Source organism: Paenibacillus camelliae (assembly GCF_023715345.1).
In the GTDB taxonomy this organism is placed as follows: domain Bacteria; phylum Bacillota; class Bacilli; order Paenibacillales; family Paenibacillaceae; genus Pristimantibacillus; species Pristimantibacillus camelliae.
The window spans coordinates 86,320-108,905 of record NZ_JAMBNY010000013.1 but is presented as its reverse complement, the minus strand read 5'-3'; the positions used below and the strand labels follow the sequence as shown (position 1 = coordinate 108,905).

21 protein-coding genes are annotated in these 22,586 nt (G+C 42.6%); 15 read left to right on the top strand and 6 right to left on the bottom strand.

All coding sequences use genetic code 11. The features are described from left to right. Positions 1-23: 23 nt before the first annotated feature. Complete coding sequence (locus M3180_RS17915) at positions 24-1,253, bottom strand: AGE family epimerase/isomerase (RefSeq protein WP_251670017.1); 1,230 nt, start codon at positions 1,251-1,253, stop codon at positions 24-26. Beyond that, positions 1,250-2,212, bottom strand: coding sequence for a glycoside hydrolase family 113 (locus tag M3180_RS17910; protein ID WP_251670014.1), 963 nt, complete (start codon positions 2,210-2,212; stop codon positions 1,250-1,252). Before M3180_RS17910 ends, M3180_RS17915 begins: the two co-directional genes overlap by 4 nt. A 332-nt stretch (positions 2,213-2,544) precedes the next feature. Here M3180_RS17910 and M3180_RS17905 point away from each other — a divergent pair, with 332 nt between their 5' ends. The 5 genes from M3180_RS17905 to M3180_RS17885 all read left to right on the top strand — a co-directional run bounded on the left by M3180_RS17905 (position 2,545) and on the right by M3180_RS17885 (position 8,290). Next, a complete protein-coding gene (locus tag M3180_RS17905) occupies positions 2,545-3,810 on the top strand; it encodes an ABC transporter substrate-binding protein (protein WP_251670012.1) in 1,266 nt (421 codons plus the stop codon). 77 nt (positions 3,811-3,887) lie between these two features. Continuing rightward, the gene (locus tag M3180_RS17900) at positions 3,888-4,778 is read left to right on the top strand and encodes a carbohydrate ABC transporter permease (protein WP_251670011.1); all 891 of its coding nucleotides are present in this window, start codon (positions 3,888-3,890) and stop codon (positions 4,776-4,778) included. A gap of 1 nt (position 4,779) precedes the next feature. After that, positions 4,780-5,610: a carbohydrate ABC transporter permease gene (locus M3180_RS17895; protein ID WP_251670009.1), complete on the top strand. Its 831-nt coding sequence runs from the start codon at positions 4,780-4,782 to the stop codon at positions 5,608-5,610. 17 nt (positions 5,611-5,627) lie between these two features. Then, a complete protein-coding gene (locus M3180_RS17890) occupies positions 5,628-6,371 on the top strand; it encodes a response regulator transcription factor (RefSeq protein WP_251670006.1) in 744 nt (247 codons plus the stop codon). A 179-nt stretch (positions 6,372-6,550) separates the two neighbouring features. Further along, the gene (locus tag M3180_RS17885) at positions 6,551-8,290 is read left to right on the top strand and encodes a methyl-accepting chemotaxis protein (protein ID WP_251670004.1); all 1,740 of its coding nucleotides are present in this window, start codon (positions 6,551-6,553) and stop codon (positions 8,288-8,290) included. 133 nt (positions 8,291-8,423) lie between these two features. Here the strand turns inward: M3180_RS17885 and M3180_RS17880 are convergent, their stop codons facing one another. Both M3180_RS17880 and M3180_RS17875 read right to left on the bottom strand, forming a co-directional pair. After that, entirely contained in the window at positions 8,424-9,425 is a 1,002-nt protein-coding gene (locus M3180_RS17880) for an aldose 1-epimerase (protein WP_251670002.1), read from the bottom strand. Positions 9,426-9,569: 144 nt separating this feature from the next. After that, a complete protein-coding gene (locus tag M3180_RS17875) occupies positions 9,570-9,899 on the bottom strand; it encodes a LytTR family transcriptional regulator DNA-binding domain-containing protein (RefSeq protein WP_251670000.1) in 330 nt (109 codons plus the stop codon). 177 nt (positions 9,900-10,076) lie between these two features. On the opposite strand from M3180_RS17875, the gene M3180_RS17870 reads away from it, so the two are divergent. The 7 genes from M3180_RS17870 to M3180_RS17840 all read left to right on the top strand — a co-directional run bounded on the left by M3180_RS17870 (position 10,077) and on the right by M3180_RS17840 (position 16,182). Further along, positions 10,077-11,306 (top strand): MFS transporter, encoded by a 1,230-nt coding sequence (locus M3180_RS17870; RefSeq protein WP_251669998.1) that lies wholly within the window; start codon positions 10,077-10,079, stop codon positions 11,304-11,306. A 281-nt stretch (positions 11,307-11,587) separates the two neighbouring features. Continuing rightward, positions 11,588-11,968, top strand: coding sequence for a hypothetical protein (locus tag M3180_RS17865; protein WP_251669996.1), 381 nt, complete (start codon positions 11,588-11,590; stop codon positions 11,966-11,968). A 2-nt stretch (positions 11,969-11,970) separates the two neighbouring features. After that, positions 11,971-13,368: a right-handed parallel beta-helix repeat-containing protein gene (locus M3180_RS17860; protein WP_251669994.1), complete on the top strand. Its 1,398-nt coding sequence runs from the start codon at positions 11,971-11,973 to the stop codon at positions 13,366-13,368. Next, on the top strand, positions 13,365-13,982 hold the full coding sequence (locus M3180_RS17855; protein WP_251669992.1) for a nitrous oxide reductase accessory protein NosL: 618 nt from the start codon (positions 13,365-13,367) through the stop codon (positions 13,980-13,982). Before M3180_RS17860 ends, M3180_RS17855 begins: the two co-directional genes overlap by 4 nt. 113 nt (positions 13,983-14,095) lie before the next feature. Then, positions 14,096-14,917 (top strand): ABC transporter permease, encoded by an 822-nt coding sequence (locus M3180_RS17850; protein ID WP_251669990.1) that lies wholly within the window; start codon positions 14,096-14,098, stop codon positions 14,915-14,917. Next, positions 14,910-15,653: an ABC transporter ATP-binding protein gene (locus M3180_RS17845; RefSeq protein WP_251669988.1), complete on the top strand. Its 744-nt coding sequence runs from the start codon at positions 14,910-14,912 to the stop codon at positions 15,651-15,653. Before M3180_RS17850 ends, M3180_RS17845 begins: the two co-directional genes overlap by 8 nt. Beyond that, positions 15,640-16,182: a TlpA family protein disulfide reductase gene (locus M3180_RS17840; RefSeq protein ID WP_251669986.1), complete on the top strand. Its 543-nt coding sequence runs from the start codon at positions 15,640-15,642 to the stop codon at positions 16,180-16,182. Before M3180_RS17845 ends, M3180_RS17840 begins: the two co-directional genes overlap by 14 nt. A gap of 96 nt (positions 16,183-16,278) precedes the next feature. Here M3180_RS17840 and M3180_RS17835 read toward each other — a convergent pair whose 3' ends face one another. Then, positions 16,279-17,094: a sensor histidine kinase gene (locus M3180_RS17835; RefSeq protein WP_251669984.1), complete on the bottom strand. Its 816-nt coding sequence runs from the start codon at positions 17,092-17,094 to the stop codon at positions 16,279-16,281. 20 nt (positions 17,095-17,114) lie between these two features. Then, a complete protein-coding gene (locus M3180_RS17830; protein ID WP_251669982.1) occupies positions 17,115-17,762 on the bottom strand; it encodes a response regulator in 648 nt (215 codons plus the stop codon). Between the two features lie 232 nt (positions 17,763-17,994). On the opposite strand from M3180_RS17830, the gene M3180_RS17825 reads away from it, so the two are divergent. The 3 genes from M3180_RS17825 (at position 17,995) to M3180_RS17815 (ending at position 22,583) form a co-directional block, all read left to right on the top strand. Further along, positions 17,995-19,275, top strand: coding sequence for a mechanosensitive ion channel family protein (locus tag M3180_RS17825; protein ID WP_251669980.1), 1,281 nt, complete (start codon positions 17,995-17,997; stop codon positions 19,273-19,275). 119 nt (positions 19,276-19,394) lie between these two features. Beyond that, positions 19,395-20,354, top strand: coding sequence for a copper amine oxidase N-terminal domain-containing protein (locus M3180_RS17820; RefSeq protein ID WP_251669978.1), 960 nt, complete (start codon positions 19,395-19,397; stop codon positions 20,352-20,354). Continuing rightward, entirely contained in the window at positions 20,355-22,583 is a 2,229-nt protein-coding gene (locus tag M3180_RS17815; RefSeq protein ID WP_251669977.1) for a PKD domain-containing protein, read from the top strand. Positions 22,584-22,586: the final 3 nt, after the last annotated feature.

Genomic DNA, 22,586 nt, shown 5'->3' with positions numbered 1-22,586 from the left:
CGATGCTACATCATGTGCTGTGCTTAATCTTGCTGCACGTCTGCAAGCTGCAATCGCTCCAGCAGCTCGAAGCAGGCGCGACTGTTATGATAAGGGCATTTCCAAGCGCTAATCTTCTGCATATTGTCGCTTGGACTGCCATCTCTTTTCACACTCCAGTACCATTCTCCATATGTCTGATCAACGATCGCGTGCTGTATAAATCGCCATGAGCGAAGAGATGCTTCAAGATATGTCTCCTTACCTGTGAGCTGATAAGCGTTATAGAAGCCGACCACTGCTTCTGCTTGCGGCCACCAATCTTTATGATCATCGATGATGGTGTCTCCAAGTGCTTCATTAAACAAGCCGCCGTCTGTATCATAGCCTCGTGTAAGCACAGCATCAGCCATTTTAAGTGCAACTTTCTTTGTTTCCTCAAGCAATGCTGCATCACCGAGAACCTCTGCAGCTTCGACTAAAAGCCAGCTGCCTTCAATATCATGACCATAGGAAATATGCTGAGATTGTGATTGCCAAGCTTCATCGAAGAACAGCTTGAAATGTCCTGTGTGTTCATCGACGATATGCTTGATCGTAAGCCTAACAAGCGAGGTCAGCTGAGCTTGCAGCTCGACTGACTGCCATACGCGGTACAAATTCGTATAAGCCTCTAACACGTGAAGGTGTGTGTTCATCGATTTCTTCTCATTAAGATCCTTGTCACTTAGGCTGAGGTCATCAGTCTCCTCCCAAGCCTCGGATAATGCTTCAATATAGCCGCCATAGACCGGATCGTAACCGTACTGCTCAATAAGTCTGTAGGCTTGTATCGCATAATCGAGTGCCTGCAAGTTCTTCGTTGCACGGAAATATTCCGAATAAGCATAAACCGCAAAGGCTTGCCCATATATCTGTTTTTTTCCTTCAAGCGGTGAGCCGTCTGCATGGAGCATCCAATAATATCCGCCGTTAGCTCGATCAGCAAAATGCTTATTTAAATAATCGAAGGCGCGCTCAGCAGCAGAAAGGTAGCTAGCATCCCCATACATTCGATAAGCATAGGAAAAGGTCCATAGCAAGCGTGTATTCAGTACTAAGCTTTTAGGTGCATCTGCAACAATGGTTAAATCTCGGTTGACCTGTCCTAAAAAGCCACCACACTGCTCATCAAAACTATGCTTCAGCCAAAAGCCAAGAATGTTGTCTTTGAGCTCCAGTTCGAGCTCTCCAGCCCACTTCGTACGTATTTCGCTCTGTATTATGCTCGTCATACTTCGGCCTCCTCCATTGTCTTATGAGTATAGTAACTGCGAACCGTACCTTCAGCTGCCTTACCGAACATACAGTAGTCATCATTATCCTTAGCTTGGCTTTCTTCATACAAATGCGAAGGCCAATCCCATAGCAGAAAACCACGTACCCATGAACGCTGCTCACAGGCTGAAAACATCGCCTCGTAAAACTGCTGCTGGCTCTGCTCGCTTGGTGCGCCCTGCAGGCCCCAATCATTAGGCAGATAAGGAGAGCCTTCACGGCTAGGGCAACCAGCCTCCATAAAGAAGAACGGCTTATTATACTGACTAATGACTCCCTCCATTCGATCAAGCTGCTGCTCCCACTGATCAATCGGGTAGTAACCACTGGAGGATATAATGTCGACCGCATCCCACCATGTCACATTGCCTTCCTGGTATTTGTCGCAGTTATAAGTGATGAGTCCGCTGTAATGCTTTCTTACTTCCGTAATTAGTGCACGCCACTCGCTTGCTCTGCGATCAGTCTGCACCATTTCACAGCCTATACAGAGCATTTCTACGTTCATCTCTTGCGCGAGCTTCGCATAATGCACCATGAATTCCGTGTAGCTGGCGAACCAATCACTCCACTTCGGCTCACATGGTACATCCACATCAAAGAAATTAATATGTGCCCGCCACGTGCCGTCTGCACAATTGACGACAGGCTTTAGAATTACCTTAAGCCCAAGCTGCTGAGCTTGTATGATCGCATGCTTAATCTCACTATCTGTAACAGTTGGGGATTCCTGATAACGAATGACGGTAGCCTGCGGATGATCCTGAAGCGCAGCAAATGTAATTGCTGTCCAATTTACAGCGAGCCTATCCTTCATAAGCTGCATGGAACGATCTGCTTCAGCGTCATCCCAAGTTCCTCGAATTCCAGTCCATCCCCAAGTCATTCCGGCGATATAAGGTAATGAAAGCGCCATTGGTCAGCCTCCTTAATTTTGTTAGTTTTGTTATATAACTTTATGTGATTACTCTATAACAAGTAAACATGATACCTAATGTTTTAGCAAGAGTTTTTTTAGTTTTTATGCAATGTGTCTAGAAAAGGGGCGGAGAACTTGAAGGGGTAGGCGCAGGAACGTTAAAGGGTAATGTCACACTTCATTATAAGGAGATCTTTATATATAAAGGGATAACCGATTTTCTAAATGTCAATTCAAGACAATAAATCGCATTTCAAACCATTTTAAAGAGCTGAAAATTCCAGTAAGCTAATCATGACAGCGATTACAAAATAATAGGGGGAAAAGAGATGAAAAAGAGTTTAATGTTATTATTGTCTGTGATTGTTATGCTAACAATGTTATCTGCATGTAGTGGGAACACAAATGAAAAGAACGAACCTGCAGGAGATGATGGAGAGATCAAGGGGGATATTGTATTTCTTACGAACCGGACAGATATGATTGGCAATGTATACGATGAATACAAAAAAAGGTTTGAAGAAAAGTATCCAGGTGTCAACCTTGAATTTGAAGCGATATTGGATTATGACGCAACATTAAAGGTACGCATGAGCTCGGGAGATTTTCCGGATGTCGTATTTTTACCAACGCTGTCCAATGCAGAGTTTCCAGAATACTTCGCACCGCTTAACGATATTGAATTTTCCGGAGATATTTATTTTAAGGAGCTAAGAGCACATGAGGGGCAAATGTACGGGATCTCCTCTGGCGGTTCAACAGTAGGAATTGTATACAACAAGGAAGCATTTGCTAAAGCGGGAATTACAGACGTTCCCAAAACGTATGAAGAATTTCTAGCTGCCTGTGAGAAGCTGAAGCAAAGCGGCATCGTGCCGCTAGCATCCAACTTTAAGGATAAGTGGCCGTTAGATGTTTGGGTGCATGATATTCCATCGCTAATTGGTGAAGCGAGCGATCACCAGAACAAACGAGCAGACACGGACACCCCTTATACGATGGATAATGAATACGGTAAAACATGGAGCATCGTTCGTGAGCTTTATGAGAAGGGTTATCTAGAGCCGGATATCAACTCAACGAACTGGGAGCAATCGAAAAAGGATATTGCAACAGGCAAATTTGGAATGTATCTATTAGGCAACTGGGTCATTAATCAAGTGATTGAGAATGGTGCAGATCCAGATAATGTAGGCTTCTTCCCGTTCCCTGCTGATAATAGCGGTCAAGCGAAAGCACCGCTTAATCCTGACTTTTTCTATGCCGTCAACAAGAACGGTAATGTACCTGCAGCCAAAGCATTTATTCATTGGATGATTGAGGAATCTGGCTATGATGAATTCGCGGGCTTTATTCCTACACTTAAGGATAGAGAGCCGAAGCTTGCCCAGCTTGCTGAGTTTAATAGCTACGATGTGAAATACTTTGAGCCTGCTCAGCCATCTGATGTAGCGATAGATATTCAGAATGCAGCACAGCTCGATCAAGCAGCAACGGTACAGGAGTTTGTACTGTCCGATGATCCTGCTGCCGTTCTGGAAAAAGTAAATGGACGATGGGCGAAGGCAAGAAGTGATTTGGGCATAAAGGAATAACGCAATGAGGCTGGAGGATTGTCACTATGATAATCCTCCTCCCTTTTACATCTCTGAAGGAAAGGCAGTGATGACCGGTGCTCAGCAAACTATCGTTCCAAACGCAGAAAAAAGTAATCCTGATCTGTTTTATAACGATACCATTGCTGCTTCTGTTTACATTTGCTTATTATCCAGCGCTTGAGCTGCTTAGATTGAGCTTTATGAAGTGGAATGGCGTAAGTGCGAATAAGGAATGGATTGGCTTTGCCAACTATGTTGAAGTGTTTTCGAATCCAGATATTTTTGGCGTTTTTAAGCATAACTTTGCTTACTTCGTTGTTGGTATTATTCAAAACATGCTTGCGCTGTTTTTTGCAGTGATCCTGAATACGAAGCTAAGAGGTAGAAACGGCTTCCGTTTACTATTGTTTTTACCTTACATTCTCAATGGCGTAGCCGTTGCTTACTTGTTCGGATATGTATATGACACAACAAATGGTTCGTTAAATGCGCTGCTAGGCTCGCTTGGGTTCGAGCAGCTGTCACAGACGAGCTGGCTGGGCAATAAGGACTTCGTTAACTATACGCTCGCATCCGTAGGGCTTTGGCGATTTATGGGCTTTAATATGGTTATTTACTTAGGGGCGCTGCAATCCATTCCTAGTGATTTATACGAAGCGGCCTCTATTGACGGTGCCAATGCATGGCAGAAGTTTTCGAAAATTACTTTGCCAAATATATATAAAATTATCGAGCTCAATTTATTCCTTACGGTAACGGGGGCGTTAGAGGTTTTCGATTTGCCGTTCGTATTGACGAAGGGTGGACCTGCAGGGGCTAGTGAGACATTCGTTATGAAAATCATTGAGACAGCTTTCCAGTTTAATAATTACGGTCTTGCTTCTGCAATGAGTGTTGTACTGCTGTTGTTCGTCGTTATTGTATTATCGATTCAGCGCTATCTACTATCAAGAGGAGATGATTAGTATGGGAGTAATAGGAAAGCTCCAGCAAGGACTAAAATATATCATTCTATGTCTAGCAGCACTAGTCATCCTATTCCCGCCGTATATTATAGTTGTAAATGCGTTTAAGACGAAGGAGAAGTTCTTTGAAGCGTCAACGATGTCTTTGCCAGATTCCTTCTTTTATTTTGATAACTTCGTTCAAGCCTTCAAGCAGGCAAGTATCCCGCTAGCATTTGGAAATACGGCAACAATTATTATCGTCACTTTGTTTTTCAATATCCTGCTAGGCTCGGCGTTTTGCTATGCAATTTCTCGCTTTCAGTTCCGTTTGCAGGGCATATTAGTCGGTTTATTTATGTTTGCTACGATTATTCCGCAGATTACAACGCAGGTGGTCAATTATAAAACGATTGCTTCACTTGGGCTGACGAATAATTTAATGGGACCGGTGCTGCTTTATATCGGAGCTGACATTATACAGATCTATATTTACCTGCAATTTATTAAAAATATCCCGTACGAGCTTGATGAGAGTGCGATGATAGAGGGAGCTTCACTGGTTCGAATTTTCCGTTCAATAATTTTCCCATTGCTTGCACCTGCAACTTATACGATTATTATTCTTAAGACGATTTCGATCTACAACGACTTTTTTGTACCGTATCTGTATCTACCAAGAGCTCAGCATGTCGTAGTCTCAACATCGCTCATGCGCTTTTTTGGCAATAACAGCGGAGACTGGCAATTGATATCGGCTGCGATACTGATTATTATGATTCCTACAGCAGTTATGTATTTGTTTTTACAGCGATATATCTTCTCAGGGGTAACAAGTGGGGCTGTTAAATAAAGAAGGAGCTGAAAAGTATGAAGGTCATTGTTGCTGATGATGAGCCTATGATTAGGGCAGGATTAGAGAAAATATTAAGCAAGATGGACAGCAATATTGTTGTTATCGGATCCTATAGCAATGGCTTTGATGCGCTCACTCATATTAATAGACTGGAGGATCATGAGCTTGATGTGTTAATTACTGATATTAAAATGCCGAAGATGGACGGGTTAAAGCTGATCGAAGCAGTAAATGATCGCTCATTTGCAAAATTGATCTTTAGTGGCTTTAGCGAGTTTGAATATGCTCGAAAAGCGATACGTTGCGGTGTGTGCGATTACCTGCTAAAGCCGATTGATAAGCAGCAGCTTGCGGAGGTGCTTCAGCGCATAAAGGGAGCAGTACGTAGATTAGAGCCGGAAGTGCTGGAGGAAAAGGAAGTACAGGAGATGCAAGGACACCATGCCATTCATTCCATCAAATCGCTACTGCTCGAGCAATATGATCGTAACCTTGAGTTAGAGTACATCGCAGAACAGGTCGGGATGAGTGCACATTATGTTAGCCGATTATTTAAGCAAATGACCGGCAGCACGATTACAGATCATCTCATCGTCATTCGTATTGAGAAAGCAAAGCAGTTTCTAACCGATCATCCACATATGAAAAATTACGAAATAGCACAATCGGTTGGCTACAGTGATCCCGTTTATTTCCAAAAGCTATTCAAAAAAATAACAGGCTGTACACCGAAAGATTATAAAAAGCTGCATCGTTAATGGTGCAGCTATTTTTGTGCATTCCCAAAACTGTGACTTTAGTTTATAATTAACTTTTTGAAGAGAATGAAAGTAAGTTCATCCATTATTTATACAAAAATTCCACAAAATGAAATCAAAAGCGTTTTGTGATAAAGATACATACATATTAAGACATATAGGAGAGGAAGTTAGGCATCGTGTTAAAGCTTAAAGAGATCAGAAAAAAAATATTGGATGTGGATGTTTCTGTAAAGCTTGTCATTTTGATTGTATCCTTACTTTGCTTCAGTGTAGTGATTGGTATTGTTGGATCTAGCTCCCTAGATAAAGTAAACCGGAATGCTAAAAAAATGTATCAAGAGAATATGATGTCAAATGAGTACATAAGTGAGCTAGTAACCGCGAACGTACAGGTTGAGAATGCTCAAGTGGAGATGATTCTAGGAGGTACGTTGGTCAAGGCTGATGAAGTTAAAAAAAATCTTGAACAGTATACGAATACTATTCACGAGCTAGAAGAAAAAATATCAAGTCTGTCGCTAAGTGAAGAAAGCAAGGGGCTTTTTGAGCAATATACGGCGTTATCAAAAAATATAGAAATCGAGTATAACAGTGTCGTTGAACGTTTGGAAGAAGGTAAGACACTTGAGGCGTTTGCGTTTTATAACAATAGATTAACGAAGCAGCGCGTAGAGATGATTAATACATTACGTGAGCTAAAGCAGGTCCATCTTGATGAAGCTGCAGAACTGAATAAAAACAATATCGATGATGCAAACAGTAGAAAATTCGGTGTGATCGTTACATTAATTACGCTCGTTCTGCTTGGCGGTGCATTTGGTTATTATATCTTTGCTACAATACGTACTCCAATCCAGAAACTAATTACTGATATGAAGCGCGTCGAGGATGGAGATCTGACTGTGCGCAATCAGTATGAATGGGACAATGAATTCGGTAAATTATCGGACAGCTTCAATAACATGGTTGAATCCTTAAATGTTATCGTTACGAAGATGTCTACTCATTCCCATACCGTTGCAGCAAGCACAGAGGAGCTGTTAGCTTCTACTGAGCAGACGAAGGAGCATGCAGCCCAGATCGCTGAGGATGTAAGAAACATTGCAGAGCAGGCTTCGACTCAGCTTATTCACTCTCAGGAGTCTACTCGTTCTATGGAAGAAGTCGCAGCAGGAATTAATAGAATATCAGAGTCGGCATCTCAGGTTGCGGAGCTAACTGTCTCGGCGACAGAGCAGGCTCATCATGGACAAGCGCGGATGAATGCGATAACGAATCAAATGAACTCGATTCATCAAGGCGTAGAGCAAACAAGTGAAGTAATTCAAGCCTTCGCGGAGCAATCCGATGCGATTAGTAAATCTATCAGCTTTATTCAAGAAATATCGGAGCAAGTAAATTTGCTAGCACTAAATGCATCCATTGAAGCAGCACGTGCTGGAGAGCATGGTAAAGGCTTTGCTGTTGTAGCTAATGAGGTACGCAGCTTAGCGGATCATACGAAGCAGTCAGCTATGAGTATTACAAAGCTAGTAAAAGAGATTCAGAATAAATCAGCATCCGCCGTTGAAGTTGTTGGACGTTCACAAGAGGATATTCATCTCGGTATGAATGAGGTTAAGCAAACGCAGCAATTGTTTGAGCAAATTGTTGAGTCCATTACGGTTATTAATGCACAGCTGCAGGAGGTATCCGCAGCATCTGAGGAAATGTCTGCAAGCTCTGAGCAGGTAACGGCATCATTGATGGAGATGACACAATTATCCGATGCGAACGCACAGCGAGCAAAGCAAGTCGCATCAACGACTGATGATCAGCAGCAGATCATGAATGAGGTTAAATCGAATGTTGATGGTCTGGCAGATATTGCGACGGAGCTTCAGAAGGAATCGCAACGATTTACAACGCTAAAATAACAACATGAATCGCAAACATTGAAATTAGTTTATAAAAGCCGAGCACTACATCATATATGGAAGGTACATTCTCTCTAGCAATGCTAGCTGTGTGTACTTTCTACGATGTGCTGCTCGGCTTATTTTAATGATATTAAGCTTTGATAATATACAGACGGCTCGTTTCTTCCCAGATCTGACCTGGCTCAAGTGTTACTAGGCCGATCTCTTCAGCTGGTAATGTGCTATTAGGCGCATTAACGAGGTTAAGCTGCGGCTCTGGGCAGAAAAACTCACCTGATGCGCCGTTGTTCCAGATCATCCACTGCTTATAAGCGGTTCCAACATCATAGATCAGCTTTAAGCCAAGTCGGCGATCGGTAAGCTCCATCATATTGCGGCCATTTTTCGTGCTGCTTGTATAATGGTTGTCCATCTCGCTCCAGAAAGGATTAAGTCCTGTTGTGCTCATCTTAGCTTCCTCATCCGTTAATGGCTGGTATTTGCCGGTAGGCAGCATGCGCTCATTAAGCTCCCAGCGATCTTTAATGGTGAGTGTATAAGTGTAGTCATCTGCCGTGCTTCCTTCTGCAAATGGTGCGTTGATTGCTGTATGGAAGGCAATCATGCAAGGCATCGCAGTTTCACCATGATTATGTACAGTAACTTGTTGTGCTAATCCTAGCTCACTTAAGGAATAGCGAAGCTTGATCGTGAATTCGTGAGGAAGATACTGATAGATTTCGTGTCCGTTATTAATCGTAATGCTAAGTACTACATAGCTTTCAGCTGCAGTGACATTGAATTCATCTACATTCCAGCGTGCTGTATGGAAAAATCCGTGCAAATGATTGCCTGTAGCTTCTTCATTGACAGGAAATTGGTAATTTACACCGTTGAATGTAAATTTACCATCCTCGTAACGGTTCGGCGGAAACAGAACAGGGATACCGTGAATGCCTGGATTTGCACGGAAGCTGTCCATATCAGCAGCAGTTGGTTCTCTTAAAATCGTTAAATGACGTTCATGATCACGAAAAGCGATTAGATTGGCACCTACGTTAGGAAGGACTGCCGCCTCATATTGACCCCATTGCAGCCAAACTGCAGACTCATCATGAAACGTTCCCTCAAAGGCTTTTCCTATTGTTGCCATGCTATTCCTCCTTAACAGATGTAGCGTTTGAATTTATTCGGATGCGATAACTCGCACATTCTTTAGCATATCAGCATTAAAGCAAACAAACAACCGCTAATCCTAAGCAAGCCTAGAACTAGCGGCATATGTGATCGTTAATCGTTATACAGCAAGCAGTTGTTTGATTTTTTGCTCTGTACGCTTGCTTACAGATAGCATTTTCGTGCTGTTTTGCTCGTTACCAAAATAGACGATGCCAGATATAATGGAGCGAATACGAGAAAGATTAATATAGCAGTTTGAGCTAATTGCATAGTAGCCTTTGCTTTTCGTTAAACGCTTCAGATCTGATGGTGACAGTTGAACTCTTCTGCTGTAATTGTGTGCATGTAGACTGACAAGCCCTTCAGAACCAATCTTGAAATAAATGATTTCTTTCTCGAGATCGAAATCACCAAACATTGTTCGTTCATTCAGTGCAACACTCAACATTCGAATACCCCCTTAGATATATGAACAACTGAAATGTTAGCGTTTACATTATAACACAGTAATGTACTTTTTGGAAAGAGTCTAATAAAAAAACTCGTTGTGGATGAATGTAGCTTGTGATATGATCATTTGGTAATAATTACTTTAGTACTAAAATTTTAACACGGAGAGAGAACTATGAATTCTAGAGCCAGTCAACCATCATCGGCCAAGGCGACGATGAAAAGCTTAACGGTTTACTCCATTTTATTTGCAGTAAGTGCAGTACATATGTTGAATGATTCGATGCAGGTTGTTGTCTCTGCCTTGTTTCCAATCTTTCAAACCTCATTGAATTTAAGCTATGCTCAAATCGGATGGATAGCTTTTACGTTAAATATGACTTCATCCGTTATGCAGCCTGTTGTAGGGCTATGGTCAGACCGCAAGCCAATGCCATGGCTGCTCATTATCGGGATGCTTAGTAGTATGGCGGGCATAGCAGGCTTAGCCTTTGCACCTAACTTCTGGATCGTCCTATGCTGTGTTGTCGGAATTGGTCTTGGATCTGCTGTATTCCATCCAGAGGGCTCACGCGTTGTATATCTGGCAGCCGGCAATAAGCGAGGTCTAGCACAGTCTATCTATCAGGTTGGCGGTAACTTTGGTTCATCGCTAGCCCCACTGATGACGATTTTCATCTTTGTTCCATTAGGTCAGCGAGGGGCCATTTGGGGAACGCTGCTGGCCGCTACGGCAATAGGTATTCTGCTATACGTTGTGCCATGGTATTCTAGACAGCTAGCCCAGCATGGAACGATTCCAGTGAAGAAGAAGCAAGCTTCTGCATCCATTGAAGCCCCGTCTATTCCAAGCAAGGTTGTCTATATCGGAATCGGAATATTATTAATTATCGTATTCGCACGCTCTTGGTATAGTGCAGCGATTGGAAACTACTATCAATTTTTTGCTAGAGAGGCGTACGGTTTAACGATTCAGCAAGCGCAAATTCCACTGTATCTATTTATGGTATTCGGCGTAGTCGGTACATTTTTTGGCGGGATGCTCGCGGATCGAATCGGAAGAAGAACGATGATGATTGCTTCGCTAGTTGGGTCCATTCCTTTAGCGCTGCTGCTGCCACATGTATCACTTTTTTGGATATACCCTGTCATCTCGTTACTAGGCTTAATATTGCAATCTGGATTTTCTGTAAGTGTTGTTTATGCTCAGGAGATTATGCCAGGTAAAGTCGGAACGGCGTCAGGACTTGTTACTGGCTTCGCTTTCGGTATGGGAGCAGTCGGCTCGGTCGTATTAGGCAGCGTGGCCGATCTAAAATCTATGGAATTTGTTATGGTTGCTGCGAGCTTGCTTCCATTGATAGGCTTATTATCCTTCGTGCTTCCTAAGGATAGAGCGCGCTAATCGTGCTCTTAGAGCGGCTATTACTTGTTGTAGAACTTATATTATTTATTCTATATTGTTCTAAATTGAGGACGTTCATTGGTCGCTGACTGCGATTAATGAACGTCCTTTTTTAATTGAGAGCTGTTTGTATGTAATTGTCAAAGAACTTACACAACTTCATCTCAAATATAGCTCGATATAGTCATGTAGCTAATGATCAATAGGGCTATACTAATGAATAATTTGAAGAAAGTGGTGAGGACGTGTTTAGAAGGGCAAGGAATGTAGGATCGTCCTGCTTGCTTTTGATGCTTGTGATTGTGCTTTTAACTGGCTGTGGCAGTAGTGAATCAATGTCTAATGGACCTCCTGAGCTTATTGTGCCACAGGAGGTTGATACAGAGATCATTACAAATCCTCAGGAGCCCCAGTCGGGGGAGCTTACCCTTATTAGAGTAAGACTGATAGATGAGCAGAAGCCGAGAGATGGCATGCGCATTGAGCTAAGGGACAATGCAAGAGAAACGAGATTATATGATGCAGCAGAGATCGAGCAGGATGGTCAGCTCTATTATGAGATCGAGGCAATTTTTGAGAACAGTGGTGAAAATTTAATTACCCTTCACTTTAATTTGGGTAGCGTACACATCATGACTAGCCATACGGTTGAGGTGAAGTGATCATGAGAAAATTAGTGCTGGCATTAGGCTCAGTATTAAGCCTGCTATGCCTGTTCTCTATTCAGCTTGACTCGGCAGCTGTAGCAAAGGCTAGTGAGTCGGGCTCAAGTGGGTACCGCGAGCTGCCTCAATCAAACTTATACAAGAAGTCACCGAGCTACATAAGCCTACAGGAGCTCGTGGATGATACTCCCGCTTATGGACAATTAACACTTGAAGCTGGAGATTATTCTGGGCCTGTAACGATTACTAAGCCGATGGAAATCATCGGTCAAGGTGCTGCTACAACGGTTCATATTGAAGCTGAGTCAGCAACGATAATACTAGCGAGTGATCAGATTACGCTAAAGGATCTAGTGATTGATGATAAGCGGGAGAACCCTGATGAGCCAGTCATCGTCGTCAAGCAGCAGCGAGACATTACGTTAGAGGGCTTGCAGCTGAAATCAATGGCAACCGCGATTAAAGGGACTGAGCTTCAGCATAGTACGCTGACCGATAATACGATTGAATGGAAGGGGAAATCATCTGCCAAGCTAAGCAGCAGAGGCAATGGGATCTATCTATTCAACAGCAGCGATATTGCTGTGCTCGGCAATACTGTAAGTGGCATGTACGATGGCATTTATACAGAAGGCAGCCAACGGTTGTTAATCCAACATAACGAGGTAAGGGATTCGCGGTACGCCTATCATATGATGTATGCCGAGCAGGTGGAGCTGCTGGACAATACGAGTGAGGGAAATATTATCGGTCTGATGATTATGACGTCTGATCATATTACGCTGCAAGGCAACAAGCTGCTAAAGCAGCAGGACAATGCCAATGCGGGGGGCATTCTAATCTATGACGTAGTGGATGCGACGGTGTTTAACAATGAGGTTATCGAGAATCGCATTGGTATAAATATTGAGCGCAGCGAAGCTATACAAGTGCAGCATAATCGGTTGCTGCACAATTTCGTCGCACTTCAGCTGCAAAAGGGCGAGCAAATAAAGCTGGAGAACAATGATTTTATCGGTAACGTAACAAATATATGGGATGACGGAAGCAGCAAGCCTATAATCCAGCACAATTATTGGGACACACATCAAGGCTTAGATAGCAATGGTGATGGCTATAGTGACTTAACCTATGCCAGCTCACCGTTCTTTTTATCGCTTATTGAACGTAGACCAAGCTTTCAGCTGCTGTTCGGCACACCGGGCATCTCATTTATTGAGCAGCTCTATGCGGCACAGCGTGACCAGTGGATTGCTGACCAATCACCTAGTATGTCGGTTCATGTGCTAGAACGTGCTGGGGAGAAGCGGATTCAATGGGGAATGCTTCTCGTGTGGACGCTGCTCGGTGCAGCTAGCACCTATATGATGTTAAAGCTAAGGAGAAGAGAACAATGAAGAAAATATTAAGCGTTGTACTGTTAACATTTATGCTGTTTACTGCGGCATGTGGAAAGGATGACTATCCTCCGGTAGCAATCAATGAAGAAATTGATCGTTGTGAAGTATGCAATATGGCAATTAAGGATGATGCATATGCAACGCAAATTATTACGAAGGAAGGTCGCTCTCTTAAATTCGATGATCTTGGCTGCTTAGTGGAATGGCGTAATGAGCATAGTGCAGACAGCATTGCAGCAACGTATGTACGCGATCATAACAGCTTGGAATGGATTAAATACGATAAAGCCTACTATGTGTACGATGCATCGATCCAAACACCTATGGCTTACGGTGTCATTTCATTCGAGACAGAAGCAGCTGCTAATAGCTATATGAACGAGCATGGGGTTGGAATGTTAATGGATGCAGAAGCTTTAGCTGCTCATTCATGGGAAGTGAATAAAGAGATGATGGGTTCTCACGATCACGGCCATAGTCACGGGCATGATCATTCAGATGCGCATGATGATGCAGAAGCACATGATGATGCAGATGCGCATGATGAAGAAGAGGCACATGGTGAAGCGGATGCTCATAACGAAGCAGCAGTGCATGATGATGCCGCATAGTGAGGTTGTCACACTTGGTAAAGCAGACGACCATAACAGAGCTCATGCTGGCTTATATTAGGCAGCTAAAAGCTCCTCCCTCATCATCACGGTTTGCTTAGAAGGAGATTATTATGAATCACTTTACAACGATTATGAAGCGGGAGCTGAGGATAGGCTTCCGCAATCCGTGGGCATATTCCTTTCTCGCATTATTTGTTATCTTTATGCTGAGCATGCTCCTTATCCATCAGCAGGGCTACAGCTCTGGCTACTCTGGTGTTACAGGAATGCTTATGAATTTAACGTTATATTTGCTACCGCTTATTACTCTAATGCTAGGAGCATTCTCCATAACTGGTGAGAAAGAGGATGGCAGCGCTGCATTGCTATATACGTATCGATTAAGCATGACGAGCTGGTTAGGTGGTAAATATATCGGGCTGCTGCTTGTCCTGATCTCGATTGTAACAATTGGCTACAGCGTAACAGGTATCATTAGCAGCTTTACAGCGAGCGGTTTTACCGCATCTGTGTACGCTTTGCTCTTTATATTCGCGGTGCTGCTGATTGCTGCGTTTCTAGCGATTGCTATGGTTATTGGTGCTATCGCCTCAACGCGCTGGCAGGCGTTAACCTATGTAATCGGAATATGGTTCTTCTTTATTATTGGCTGGTCACCGATTATGATTGCCTTGCTCGGACAGCTGCCATATTTGTGGATAAAGCCGCTTCTTACGATTATGACCTTCTTCAACCCGGCAGAATGGATTAGAGTTTATATCATTGCTGCATTAGGTGGTGGCATGATCGTTGGACCTGAGTATTACCAATGGATTACTTGGGTTACGCATCCTTCTGGTCATATAGCGTTTACTTTACTGACGATTGGTTATGTGCTTGGAAGCTTAGCGTTAGCAGGCTGGCTATGGAAAAGGGGGCGATATCGTGGATAACGTTCTGCAGCTAACTGATGTGTCAAAAGTCATTGCTCAGAAGCAGCTCGTGGCGCCATTCTCGCTTTCTTTTACTGCTGGTCAAATTGTCGCCCTCTGTGGTGGGAATGGCGCAGGAAAAAGCAGTATTATTCGGATGATTGCTGGCTTAAGCAAACCATCAACCGGCTCTATAACGCTGAACGAGCTGACGATAGAAGCACAGCCGGAGCAGTATTTATCAGCTATAGGCTACATGCCTGATGATTATCAGTTCACCGGCAGCTTTACAGCTTACGAATCATTGAAATTCTGGGGAGAGCTTAAGCAACAGTCAACAGAACGAGTTCGAGAGCTGCTAGCGCTCGTTGGCTTACAGGATACAGGGAAGAAGAAGGTGCATCAGTTTTCGAAAGGGATGAGGCAGCGGCTGCTGCTAGCGCAGGCATTGCTTAGCAAGCCAGCACTGCTGCTGCTAGATGAGCCTACGAATGGCTTAGATCCATACTGGATGAAGCAGTTTGTTTCGATTATTGATGAGACAGCAAGGCAAGGCACGCTTGTGTTGTTCTCCACGCATCAGCTGCAGGTAGCTGAAGCAGCAGCTGATCATATTGTTCTCCTTGATCAAGGGCAGATAAAGCTGTCGTCCAGCTACAGTGACATAAAGCAGCAATATGGGGAAGAAGGAATACAGAAAGCCTACGAGCAGTTATTTTGGGGCGAGGAAGGGCCGATGAAACGTGTACGAAGCTAAACAGCAATCAAAGCTGCGTAAGCGAGTGCAGCTTGCTATTCTCATGGTGGCAGCGATGAGTATCCTTGCGGTCATCTTGTATATGACGCTGCAGCCCAAAGGAAGCAAGATCGTTACCGTTGGTGATTCACTTCCACAGATTGAGCTGCTTAGCTTAGAGGGCGAGAAGAGAACGCTAAAAGCAGCACAGGATGGACCGATGCTTATAAATTTGTGGGCAAGCTGGTGCAAGCCTTGCATCAATGAGCTTCCATTGCTGAATGAAGCACAAGCATTTGCTCCGGAGGTTGCTTTTGTAGCGATCAACATGAAGGAAGGTCTTGATAAGATCAAGCCGATGATCGAGCGCTACGACTTAACGATGGAGGTGCTTCGAGATGAAGAGCTCGCCTGGAAGAGAGCGCTTGGTGTTCAGGGATATCCGGTAAGCGTGCTTATTGATGCAGAGGGGACCATTCAACGAATTCACCATGGAGCTTATACAGAAATAGACGAGATATTGGAGCAGATCGCGGAGATCTCATCTTAGATAAGCTAGCGTGAATCAGGCGCTAATATAAGCAGCCCGCTAGGGTTAGGACGTTCCTAACCCTAGCGGGCTGTGCTATCTACTGTCTATTGTATGTTAAGCATTGCTTTGTATTTGGAAGCGAGTATGATCCTGCTGACGCTCGATCGTAAAGCTCCAGCTCCACGTTTCAGCTCGTTCCTGAACCATCGATAGGCCGAACTGCTCGCTGCGAGATAATAACTGCTCAGTTATGCCCACTCCATCATCTTTAACACAGCAGTACCAACCACCTTCCGTAGGGAATGCGTCGATCCAGATGTTATTTGCCTTCGCATGCTTTCTAATGTTGTGCAGCGCTTCTCGAATGGACAGCAGCAGATCAATTCGTTCCTTCAGCGAGAGCAGCTCATCCTCCAGCCTCCAGTTCACGTGAATGCTGACATCCATGAGCATCTCCAGCTCACTTAGAAATTGCTTCAGCTGCTCTTGCATGCGCAAGCCCTGTACTTTTATTGGCGAGCGCAGGCTGGCGATTGCTTCGCGAACATACGCATTCGTATGATGAATTTGTGCTTTCAGCTTCCGATAATGCTCCTCCGATTGCTCGCCGTGCGCTTGCTCTAGCTGGACATTCAGCAGAAACAGTGATTGAGCGATCCCGTCATGCAGCTCGGCAGCAATATGCTCTCGTTCAAGCAATACCTCCTGCATCGCCTTCGCTTCAGCTAGCTCCTGCTGGCTTCGCTCCATTATAGTAAACAGTCTCGTTAAAAATACGATGGTAACAATAAATACGATGACAGGGGATAGTAAATTCCCAAGATCCATCGATATATAGGACAGCAAAAACTCGTGTCGGATGTACTCCCATAAACCAATGGTTAGTGTCGGGATTATTAGAATTAGCCATTTATTCAATTTGTAGTTCATGGTTCGCTCCTATTCGCAACTTATTGATCCTGTACCCAGCCCTTTTCATATGCATAGCGAGTAAGCTGTACACGATTGCTCAGATGCAGCTTCTGCAATATATTCTTCAAATGATTTTTAACCGTGTGCTCAGAGATTTCGAGCTGGACAGCGATCTCGCGATTAACAAATCCTTTGGCAACTAATCTTAAAATCTCCTGCTCTCTAGCCGTTAACGGGTGACTCTCTGAATCAGAGCTTGGCTTAGCCGTAAATTCCTTTAGCATGCGAAACGCGAGCTCCTTCGTTACAGGCGCTTCATCTAAGGCGACAGCATGCAAATAATCTAGCCAAGTGCTAGGCTGCAGGTTCTTTAATAGATAGCCTTGGGCTCCGTATTTTATCGCTTCAAATAGATGGGTGATATCATCTGAGACGGTAACGATAATAATTTTTATATAGGGAAAGTTGTTTTTTAACTGCTTAGTAGCCTCTAGACCACCGATTCCCGGCATCTGAATGTCCATCAGAATCAGGTCAGGCATATATTGCTCCGTTAAGGTAATCGCTTCTTCTCCAGACGCACCTTCTGCAACGATAATAAAATGTGGGTCCTGTCCAATAATCGTTCGGATGCCTTCACGAGCATATTCATGATCGTCAATAATTAATATTCGACAGCTAGACATGGAATTCTCCTTTCCGAACTTGCATCATATTAGACTTCATTATAGCACGCGTTCACATTAGTAGAATGACTCCAAGGAGCTATATGTAGGATCAGGCGTTGGGTATCGCTCATGATTATGCTAAAATATAGGTCAAGACTTTAAGCTAATCCTTCTTTATCAACGACATTGTTCAATTGGAACATGTGCCAAAGGAGATAGGGGACGGATTATGACAGTTTAGGAGGGGCATATGGAGAATGTAGTAAATACTCAACAGGATTGGCTGCAGACCTGGCTTGTCGATGTAGGTGTGGGTGAGAATTCGGCCGAGGGATTAAGCACAATTATATTAATGATTGGCATCGCCTTGTTAAGTGTTATAGCAAATTATATTACGAAGAAGGTCGTACTTAAGTTCATTACTTTCTATATCAACAACAATAAAATAAAGTGGGATAACTATATGCTGGAGCGAAAGGTGTTTCATAGACTGTCTCACATCGTTCCCGCAATTATTATATATTTGTCGACCTACTTGTTTACAGAATACGCGAGTTTAATCGAAAAAGGCGTTACGATATACTTGATCGTCGTGATTTTACTCGTTATTAACTCGTTTCTTAATGCCATTCATGATTACTATATTACACTTGAAATATCAAAAACACGTCCAATACGAGGCTACATTCAAGTCGCTAAAATTATTCTCTTCATTATGGGGGGAATCTTGCTTCTATCCAGCTTGTTCGGAGTAAGTCCACTTATTCTGCTCAGCGGGCTAGGTGCGTTATCCGCTGTGACGATGCTTGTATTCAAAGATTCGATCCTTGGATTAACAGCAGGAGTACAGCTTACGACGAACGATATGGTCCGTGTAGGCGATTGGATTGAAATGACCAAGTATGGAGCAGACGGAGATGTTATCGATATATCACTAAATACCGTAAAGGTGCAAAATTGGGATAAGACGATTACGTCGATACCGACCTACGCACTAATCTCAGATTCATTCAAGAACTGGAGAGGGATGCAAACATCCGGTGGTCGACGCATTAAGCGCTCGATTAATATTGATACAAGCAGTATTACGTTCTGCACGCCTGAAATGCTTGAGCGCTTCAAAAAAATTCATTATTTGCGAGAGTACATTGAGACCAAGGAGCAGGAGATCGAAGCATATAATACAGAGCATAATGTAGATCGCTCCGTAAAAGTAAACGGCAGAGGGCTTACCAATATCGGTATATTTAGAGTGTATATTCAGCAATATATCGAAAAGCATCCTAAAATTCATAAAGAGATGACCTGCATGGTTAGACAGCTGCAGCCGGAGGAATCTGGACTTCCACTGGAGATTTACGCATTTGCTAATAGTACGGCTTGGGCGATTTATGAGGGAATACAGTCGGATATATTTGACCATATCTTCGCCGTGGCGCCGGAGTTTGGCCTAAGAATCTTCCAAAAGCCAACTGGTTATGACCTGAAAAGCGGCCTACAGCAGGAGGACGCGGAGAAAGAGTTCGGTTAATAGATTTTTGATATAGAAATATTTGGATGAATATGCTATATTATTTTTAGCGAAGAAGCACTTCCATAAGAGGGAGTGCTTTTTTTGTTATCAAAATTATATGGAGAGTGAGCACCGAAATGGAAAAGAGTATATCGATTCTAGCAGTAGTAGTAATGTTGATGACTTTCGTAAGCGCTGTCTCTGCAGCGCCAGCAAACAACAACGTCCCTACATTCAAGGTGGATGGCAAGCTGTTCGTCACTCCAGCTGGCGAGCCACAGCCATATATTATCAAGGATAACCGCACAATGGGATCTCTACGCTTAATCGCTACAGCGCTTGGAGTAGAAAGTAAAAATATTAAGTGGGATAATGCGAAGCAAACGGCAACGTTGACTAGAGGGGATAATACGGTATTGGTTACAGTAGGCAAGAAGGTTATTGCGGTTAATGGTAAGAACGTAACAATGGATACCGTGGCTGAGATGAAGCAGGGGCGTGTGTTTATTCCGGCTCGGTATATTGGCGAAGGGTTAGGCGTAACAGTGAAGTTTGAAAGTGTAACGAATAGTGTTCTGTTCATTACGAAAAAAGATAGTGAGATCTCTTATGATAACTTTACGGATATGGGTTTTAATCGCTTGATTAAACTACCGTTCACACAAGAAACAAGTGACGGATTAAAGTTAACGGTGCATAGTGCGTATTTGTATAAGACTTCATCTGCAGAAGCAAAGGCATTGCAAGAGAAGTATGAATTTACTAAGTTCGATCAAGCGAAGGACATTCTAATCATGAACTTTACCCTTGAAAATAATACGGGTAGAGTGGTGCAAGAGAATTATCGTGATATGAATCCTAAATTTTATGTGACAATGAAGTTCGGAGAGACAATGAATCCGGCAGTTTCTATGATCCATAGTGATTATGAAAATGACACAACATATATTAGAGACTATAGATTAGAAAATGGAGAAAAAATCACAAGTAATATAGCGTTCCTCAATGTTACTGATAAAGATATTGATTTTATTGGAATCGGTACAAACTATAAAGCTGAAAGTCAGTATCAAAGAATTGCAGAGAAGGTGGATTAAATGAAACGATTATATCTATCTTTACTGATCCTAGGTTTGCTGATTGGGTTAATACCTAATCAGCAAGCTCAAGCAAAAGTAAATATAGAAGTCGAGGAATATTATAATGTTGAACCAGAAGAAGGACTAAGCGAATCAAGAAAAAATTATGAAATTCCATACCCTAAAGACGCTGCTTCGGTGTTATATCAATCTGACACGTATTCCTACGATAAAGGTACCAATAGAATAATAAAATTTTCACCGAACCGTGAAAAAGAAATTATTGAAGTAACAATTTTAGGTGAGAAGGTAACTGGAACAATAGATGTTAAAGGTTATAAAAATAGTGATGGCACCAAATTATCATCTAACCCAGGTAATGTATTTTGTCGATATAGTGATGGCTATGATTGGCAAGCAAACACCTATAACCTCACCGATGGAAGGGAATATTATAAACGTTATACAAGTAATGAACCTGTACCACCTTCTAAAACTACACCACCGACAGACATTCCATACGGAAAAGTACATGATATTACGACCTTTGTAGATCCCTCGTTTAATATTGCTGGCACAACTTGGTTAAATGTAGAAACTGTTATTCCAAGTAATAAAGTCATACATAACACTGTACATCTACCTAAAGATAACGATCATATTAAACCTACATTAGGTAATCCTGCATTTGTTGCAAATCAAAAGTATGATCCATACAAACCAACTATCGGTACACAATATTCTCCTACTCGATTGGTACTAAAAGAACTTAGAGATATTTATTCTAATAATCCAGCATTCTTAACAGGACATGCGGCTTGCAAAATGTACCCTGTAACCATTGAGTACATACTTGTAGCAAAAGCAGAAGTAGAGACTTATAAGTATGACGGAACAATAACGTTTAAGTACATTAAATCAGAAGATCCAATGTTGGTTGGTGAGCTTATTGCAGATCCAAACAGCATTAAGTTTGCTGATAAAGACATTAAAGTAAATGTTACACTGAACGCAGAAGTAATTAATATGAAGGATCCTGGTGCATTACGGGACTACAGAATCTATCTGAGGACAGAAGATAACAGTCAAAGTGCACCGTTAATCAAGATAACTGCAAATGGAAAGACAAAGGTTACAGGAACCTATGAATTTACGATACCAAAGACAGCATTGGCTGGGAAAGAAGATTTAACACAAATATTTAATGGACGGGCAAAGGTAGATTTTAAGTCAGGCATGTACAAGGGAGAACTAGATACGGGCTTATTAACCGCTAACACCTATGTCTATAAGAAAGCTGATCCACCACCACCCGTTATAAAACCCGAGCTTAAAAGTCCAGTAGCAATCATCAACGGCGATCAAGAGGTCAAAAAAGGCGATTATGCTGTGTTTCATGGTTTAGAGTCGTATGATCCCGATGGCTATATTGTGGAGTATCGCTGGACAATGCCAAATGCGAAAGATGCACCACCTAGTGAGTGGAATCCAGCAGGAGAAACCGCTACAGCTTGGTATGATCAACTCGGTCCACAAAGATTACAGCTACATGTTAAGGATAATGACGACTTGCAGCATAGTACGATTCATTCTCTCGTTGTTATAGAACCTACAGTAGAAGCAGCAATTACGCAAACAGGAACACTTAAAGAAAATAGAAAAGTAACCTTCACTGAATCCTCTAATACCCCCCTAAAATATCCAACCATCGATACTAAAACCACATGGAAAATCGAATCTTTAAACGAAAATCTTAATAATCAAATTAAATACGAAGGTGCATTAAAGGGAAAAAAATCAATTGATGTACTATTCAAAAAAGCAGGAGATTATCGAGTAACTGTTTCCGTTGAAAATACCGCTGGCTATACGAGTACAGCAACGCAGGTCTACACGATTAAGCTTGATGAAGAGCCATATGCAAATTTTGAATTTCAGAAGAAAATTTATCGTGATCCTGAAAGAGGTAACATTGCAACCTTTACGCTTAAAGATCGGTCCTATTCGTTTGACGGTGACACGATAGCCAAACGAAATTGGTATGTAGTCTTTGATGCGAATGATGATGGTGTGTTTAATGAAACCAGAAAACTGTTCGCTACAGGCAATGAAACTGAAGTGAGCTATGAAACAAGACATGTCGGAGAATATCGCTTCATGCTTGAAGTTCAAGAGGAATTTGGTCAACCGACCATTGAAGCCTTTGTAACGGCAAGTGACAGAAAGAAATCTAATACGTGGCAATAGGGG

Coding starts and splice junctions, on each gene's coding strand:
- M3180_RS17835 (WP_251669984.1), bottom strand. CDS start 17,094: ATGAACTACAAATTGAATAAATGGCTAATTCTAATAATCCCGACACTA.
- M3180_RS17850 (WP_251669990.1), top strand. CDS start 14,096: ATGAATCACTTTACAACGATTATGAAGCGGGAGCTGAGGATAGGCTTC.
- M3180_RS17890 (WP_251670006.1), top strand. CDS start 5,628: ATGAAGGTCATTGTTGCTGATGATGAGCCTATGATTAGGGCAGGATTA.
- M3180_RS17895 (WP_251670009.1), top strand. CDS start 4,780: ATGGGAGTAATAGGAAAGCTCCAGCAAGGACTAAAATATATCATTCTA.
- M3180_RS17880 (WP_251670002.1), bottom strand. CDS start 9,425: ATGGCAACAATAGGAAAAGCCTTTGAGGGAACGTTTCATGATGAGTCT.
- M3180_RS17915 (WP_251670017.1), bottom strand. CDS start 1,253: ATGACGAGCATAATACAGAGCGAAATACGTACGAAGTGGGCTGGAGAG.
- M3180_RS17825 (WP_251669980.1), top strand. CDS start 17,995: ATGGAGAATGTAGTAAATACTCAACAGGATTGGCTGCAGACCTGGCTT.
- M3180_RS17875 (WP_251670000.1), bottom strand. CDS start 9,899: ATGTTGAGTGTTGCACTGAATGAACGAACAATGTTTGGTGATTTCGAT.
- M3180_RS17830 (WP_251669982.1), bottom strand. CDS start 17,762: ATGTCTAGCTGTCGAATATTAATTATTGACGATCATGAATATGCTCGT.
- M3180_RS17870 (WP_251669998.1), top strand. CDS start 10,077: ATGAATTCTAGAGCCAGTCAACCATCATCGGCCAAGGCGACGATGAAA.
- M3180_RS17910 (WP_251670014.1), bottom strand. CDS start 2,212: ATGGCGCTTTCATTACCTTATATCGCCGGAATGACTTGGGGATGGACT.
- M3180_RS17815 (WP_251669977.1), top strand. CDS start 20,355: ATGAAACGATTATATCTATCTTTACTGATCCTAGGTTTGCTGATTGGG.
- M3180_RS17855 (WP_251669992.1), top strand. CDS start 13,365: ATGAAGAAAATATTAAGCGTTGTACTGTTAACATTTATGCTGTTTACT.
- M3180_RS17820 (WP_251669978.1), top strand. CDS start 19,395: ATGGAAAAGAGTATATCGATTCTAGCAGTAGTAGTAATGTTGATGACT.
- M3180_RS17860 (WP_251669994.1), top strand. CDS start 11,971: ATGAGAAAATTAGTGCTGGCATTAGGCTCAGTATTAAGCCTGCTATGC.
- M3180_RS17905 (WP_251670012.1), top strand. CDS start 2,545: ATGAAAAAGAGTTTAATGTTATTATTGTCTGTGATTGTTATGCTAACA.